Consider the following 6,000-nt stretch of genomic DNA (forward strand, 5'->3'; position numbering starts at 1 on the left):
GTTATAAACATTTGTTCCCTGGTGGGGCGACATTGGTCCCGTACTTACGGGATTCAACAGTAAATCTTTGGGGAGCTTTTATTGCAGCGTATATAAAAGTTATTTTTTTTTATTGATATTCACTGGCGCAAGTGTTCTGCCGCAGGCAGTTCACTTGTGACAAATAGCTCAGGCGGTTTTTAACCGCAGCAAACAGTAACGGGTAAATTGATAAATTGCAAATTAAATATCTCCTGCTTTGATTCTATAAATCCTAATAGAGACAAGTGAACCGCTAATGCGGAACATTTGCGCCAGTTAGGATCACAAAGAGATAATTTTAATTTAAATTTATTAATTTTATTGAACAGCCATTTACTGATTTTAACTTTTTGAAAACACAACTACAATGAAAAAGTTTTTAATTATATCATCATTTATACTTTTAGCAGTTCTAAATTCGTTTGGGCAAAATAAATTTAAAAATGAAAATGTGTCTTGGTCAATTTTTGAATGGGCTGACCCTTCGGAAAAAGATGTAATGCTAATCACTTCAAAGCTTGATACGCTTGACTATTTCTTTCGCTGGCAACTCGATACCGGAAGCCCATATACTTATATTGAAGGGGGAACTTTTAAGAAATTTACAACAAAATACCCTTACTTACTTGATAAAATAAAACGTATTGACACTGCTTATAATGGCAATTGGTATAAAATATTTACACCCCCATTTATATTTGACAATTCTATATTACCTAATGTAATTTTAAAAAATGATAAAATTGGCGGAGACTTTCCACAAGATTATCTTGACAAATACAAAGGCTTTAGTATTGGAACTATTGGTGTAGATATTTTTAAGGATAAAGTTTTGGTACTGGATTTTAAAAATAAAAAAATAGGTTATTGCGATAGCTTGTCGAAACAGTTTTACGAACAAAAAATAAATTCTTCGCCGTTTCAATTTTATAAAAACAGAATTATTTTGCCTGTGCAAATAGGCTCTGAAAAATTAAATTTTATGTATGATTGCGGCGCAAGCATGTTTACGCTTAATGTAACACCAAAGGTATCAACATCTTTTGCCCCAAAAAAACTTACAGATACCTTATACAATATTAATAACGGTGAGTCGGGCAATGTATATAATGCATTAGGAGGCAAAACTAACAAAGCAGTTAAAATAGCGGGTAAAACGTATAAGGATATGGTAATTTATTTAGAAAAGGGAGAATCTGAAATATTTGATGAAGCAAAAGTTGCAGGTGCAATCGGAAATAAACTTTTTCTGGATCATACTGTAATTATTGATTTTAAAACAAAACGATTTAGTGTAATAGACTAAAACTAAAGCAAAGCAACATAAATTTTTTAATTCTCAGCTTAAAACTATTCCCTTAATTTCCAGCTGGTATAAACGCTAAAACCACCCCTTCAATCTACGCTTCAATAAAAGTTCAATAAAGATTTGCCGTACAAGAGTGCGACGCAACGATGATGCCTAAAGAACAAATGCTTGCCCCCCCCAAAAAAAAATAATAAAGTTTACAATCACTCTTTATAATACCCTTCGCTCAATCCAAATTTTCTTTCTGGGGCATTGTTTTCTATTTCGTGAAAGGCGGTGGGTGAAAGGCCGGTGAAGGCTTTGTAATCTTTTACCAGGTGCTGGTAATCGTAATAGTTGCATTCTACTGCAATGCGTAACCAGTCTAAATGCGGATGGGAGTTTTTAAAACGGAATGCCCTGTCGAAGCGGATAATTTTTGCATAGAGTTTTGGATTTACGCCGGTGCGTTCGTTAAATTTTCGGTCTAATTGTTTGGTGCTGAGGCAGGCTTGTTTTGCCAGTGCATCTATGCTGAGGCTGTCCTTTTTTTGCAGCAAGAAAGTACAGGCATCATCCAATAACAGTTTGGGCTTTTGTTGTTTTTTAATAAGGCTGCGTACAAAATTATTTACTATGGTTATCATTGCAGGGTACGTTGTTGCAAAAAATAATTGTTCGTTTACATTTTGTAATTGCGAAGAAAAAATATTTTCTGCATCAATATATTCGTTGGTTAATGCAGTAGCGGCAATGCCTGTTAAGCGGAACAGTGCACCGGGGTTAAAAATAATTTGCACTACTAAAAAATTTTTACCAATGCTGCGGTTAGTAACTTCGCTAAACTGTCCATACAAAACCACGGGAATATTTTTTACAATTCGTCCTGAATTTTTATACTCCACTATTTCGGTATCGAAGGGATAAAATGCCAGGCAATGCTCGGGCCGTGGCGGGTAGGCCTTTACGGGAACGGCCTCGCCATGGGCAAAACTGAGGTGTACAATGCGGTAGAGTTGTACAAACTCCTGCACATCGGCGGCGGGTATAAAATCTTTTAGTAGCACCGATTTGAATTTTAAGGTTATTCCATCCGGTATTTACCAAAGGCCTGCACACAAAGGCTTTGCTTGAATTTCAGCCAACACACATTCACCTAAAATGAAATTCAGTTTGGTATAACAAAATAAAGTATGCTGTATTTAAAAGTTAAGTTACCAATTAAATTACAAACTCAGTGACGGGCCCATTAATTTCATGCCGTGTGCGGTATGAAATTTTTCCAGTTCTTCCGGCGAAGGCCTTTCTTTTAAACTATTCATCAGCGTAAAAAATTCTTCCATTTTACCGGCAGGCTGTAAAAAATAAATAAGCTTTCCTTTATCAGTTAGCTGTATCCATGTATGCGGAATATTGCGGGGAAGAAAAATGGTTTGTCCTGCTTTTAAATAATGGGTGTCCGCTCCCACTACAAAACGATATTCCCCTTCCAATACAGAAAATATTTCATCCTGGTATAAATGCATGTGCAGTGAAGGACCCACTTTTGCCAGACCTGTGTATTCAAAAACTGATAATTGCCCGTTGGTATCTTTAGAAGATATTTTTAAATCGTTGTGGTGTACACCTAAAAATTTTATAGTATCTCCAAAACGGGATTGGCCGGCATTTACTACAAAAGGTTCTTTGCCGGCATCTGGATTATTTTGAAATTTGTTTTTTGACAATGCGATAGCAGGAATTGCCAACAGTGAACTAAGTAAAAATTGTTTACGTTTCATAATTGTAAATTTTGAAATGTAAAGATGAGTGAGGAAAGATATTGGTTGGTGGTAAAAAAGAGACATTTTTAAAATGGGTAGTTCCAGCGGGTTTTCACCGCATTAGCAAAAAAAGTTAAAAACTATTTCGGTGAAACCCTGCTGAATAAAAGCTGCTTAACCATCATGCTGTTACTCCCGGCAACCAAGGGGGATGGCGGTAAATAATTTAAAGATATCACAACAGTGGGGTTGCACAGTTACTGTTTATTACCTTAAAATTTTATTAGTGTGCAAACCCCGCTGGAACGGAATAGAGAGTTGAATAACTATTTCTTATTCATTTCATCTAATCTTGGCCGCAATCTTTTTTTACTTTTATTAAAAACCATCATGCCTTTATCAATCCCTTTTCGCAATTCTTTTTGCTCTTCTGCTGGTAAGTTATAAACGGTTTGGCATTGGGTACTGCAGCAACCATCGTATTTTGTGGCGCAAGTATCGCATTGTATAAATAACAAATGGCAGCCATCGTTTTTGCAGTTGGTATGTGTATCGGCGGGTAGGCCGCACTGGTGGCATTGTGCAATTACATCTGCCGTTATCCGCTCCCCCAGCCTGTCGTCGAAAACAAAATTTTTGCCTATAAATTTTCCAGGTAAATTATTTTCTTTTGCTTCACGTACATAATTTATAATGCCGCCCTGCAAATGAAATACATTTTTAAAACCATTGTGCAGCATGTAAGCACTGGCTTTTTCGCAGCGGATGCCGCCGGTGCAATACATAATTATATTCTGTTCTTTTTTATCCTGCATCATTTGCACTGCCATCGGTAATTGCTCCCGGAAAGTATCGCTGGGAATTTCTATGGCTTTTTCAAAATGCCCCACTTCGTATTCGTAATGATTACGCATATCAATCACTACAGTATTATCATCTTTTAAAAGTTCGTTCATTTGTACAGCATTTACATAATTGCCTTTTTTTGCCATACTGAAGTTGGGATCGGTAATGCCGTCGGCAACAATTTTTTCTCTTACTTTAATTTTTAATACCCAAAAACTTTTGCCATCATCATCCACTGCAATATTTAATCGTATGCCATTAAGCGGTTCAATGGAATTTAAATAATTTTTTAATGCTTCGAAATTAGTTTCGGGCACACTTATTTGTGCATTAATACCTTCGTGTGCAATGTAAATGCGGCCAAAAACTTTTAATTCGTTTAAGGCTTTATACAACTCATCTCTAAACTGTTTGGGATCTGCTACTGTAAAATAATGGTAGAATGAAATGGTGGTGCGTTGCTCCGTTTCCCGGTACAATAATTTTTTAAGTTCCGCCTGCGAAATGCGGTTGTGTAATATTGCCATAGTTTTTTAATTTGATCCGGTTAAGGAAATCTTTACACACATGGTCTGACGTCCCGTCTGACTTTGTGTGCTGGATTGGATGCTTGCAGGCAAACCAAATTTTATTTTATAAAGATAAATATTATAAACTTATAGAAATGGTACTGTTTTGACCGGTTCCGTTTTTGCGGATATTGCCGCCAATAATACCACCAAAACCAATGCGTATGCCTGTGGTAGTTTGTTTACCGTTGGTATATGCGGCAACAAAATCTACCCGTAAAATTTTAAAAATATTTTCGAGGCCAATAAATGCCTCCGCATAATTATTTTTTTGGTTAACATAAAAAGCATTGCTGCCCGCTACCAAATTCCAATTTAATTTTTTAAACAAAGGAATTTTATTAGTTATCAAGCCATTAAAATGATGTTCAATATGTGCAATGGAATAAAAATTTGCAACAGTGCTGTTGGCATAATAGGGTGCCAGTTGAAAACTGTTTACATATTCGCTGGCGGCAGTGGAACGGTTGCCATTAAAGTGCTGGTAATCCTGTATATAAACTTTTTTGCTGTTTATAAAACCGCCAATGCCAATTTTATATTTTAACTCGCCTGCAAGCTTAAAGTTTTTGGTATCATTAACCGAGAATTTCCATTTATCAAAATTTGCATCACTGCCAAAAATATTTTCGATGCCTTTGGTATAGTTAAAACTGAATGTAGGATACTTAGAACCTATTGCAACTTTATTATTAGGGAACTGAATATATTTTTGCCCCGGTTTAATACTGATATCAAAGCTTAGCAAAAATACCTGGTGAGGTGTAAATTGGTTTTTAATTATTTCGTTTACAGGATAGTTGCCTGTAATATTGATGGAATCTTTTTTAAATAAGGTAAAATTAGTGGTATTGTCAAGCGGCATCCTGTCTTCGTACAAACTGTTAACTGATAACTTTAATCCACTTTCGTAACGTTTGCTGAATCCAATGCTGCCAAAATAATTTTCATAGATCTTCATGAAATTATCGCCCCAAAATAAAGTGGTAATGGAGTTATTTAATGGTGTTATGGTACTTTCTTTATTAAACTGGCTTACTCTTTTACCACCTGATAAACTCCAGTTCTCCCGTTTTATTTTTTTATCGCTATTCCAGTCTCTTGTATTAAAATTAATATCGGCCCAGGCATTTAAATGGGTATTATTAAAACCATAACGTACATGTGGCTGAATGGAAAAATTAGATTTTATTTTTTTCAGGTATTTATTAAAATAGAAGTTGGCGTTGGCAGCAACACCTTCAACGGTATTGTATTCCAAAGCCTTTACCAATGGTTCAATTCCCCAGCTGGTGGTATTGGTTTTAGTGTAATGTTTTCTGTCGATACCTTTCCAAAAAATATCCAGCGGTTTTAACTTGCCCTGTTTTTTATTTAGCGAATCTACAGAACGTTTACTTAAGATTGAATCTTTACGCAACAGGTAAATACTGTCTTTAACATCGTAATCTTTTTTCTCTTCCGCCTCTAAGGGAACAGGCCGTATAGTATCCCAATAAGCCGCAGGCTTTTT

At 35.8% G+C, this 6,000-nt stretch carries 5 protein-coding genes; 1 reads left to right on the forward strand and 4 read right to left on the reverse strand.

All coding sequences use genetic code 11. The features are described from left to right. The first annotated feature begins 388 nt into the window (after nt 1-388). Nucleotides 389-1,327, forward strand: coding sequence for a hypothetical protein (locus ACY651_RS19630; protein WP_462255208.1), 939 nt, complete (start codon nt 389-391; stop codon nt 1,325-1,327). Between the two features lie 206 nt (nt 1,328-1,533). On the opposite strand, the gene ACY651_RS19635 is transcribed toward ACY651_RS19630, so the two are convergent. The 4 genes from ACY651_RS19635 to ACY651_RS19650 all read right to left on the reverse strand — a co-directional run. Next, the gene (locus ACY651_RS19635; RefSeq protein ID WP_462255209.1) at nt 1,534-2,376 is read right to left on the reverse strand and encodes a helix-turn-helix domain-containing protein; all 843 of its coding nucleotides are present in this window, start codon (nt 2,374-2,376) and stop codon (nt 1,534-1,536) included. Between the two features lie 159 nt (nt 2,377-2,535). Then, entirely contained in the window at nt 2,536-3,090 is a 555-nt protein-coding gene (locus ACY651_RS19640; RefSeq protein WP_462255210.1) for a cupin domain-containing protein, read from the reverse strand. A 308-nt stretch (nt 3,091-3,398) separates the two neighbouring features. Then, nucleotides 3,399-4,445: an oxygen-dependent tRNA uridine(34) hydroxylase TrhO gene (trhO, locus tag ACY651_RS19645; RefSeq protein WP_462255211.1), complete on the reverse strand. Its 1,047-nt coding sequence runs from the start codon at nt 4,443-4,445 to the stop codon at nt 3,399-3,401. A 121-nt stretch (nt 4,446-4,566) separates the two neighbouring features. Then, nucleotides 4,567-6,000, reverse strand: a 1,434-nt coding sequence (locus tag ACY651_RS19650) for a DUF5686 family protein (RefSeq protein ID WP_462255212.1), incomplete at its 5' end; no start/stop codon positions are given.

This window comes from Ferruginibacter sp., assembly GCF_031391665.1.
Classification (GTDB): Bacteria; Bacteroidota; Bacteroidia; order Chitinophagales; family Chitinophagaceae; genus Ferruginibacter.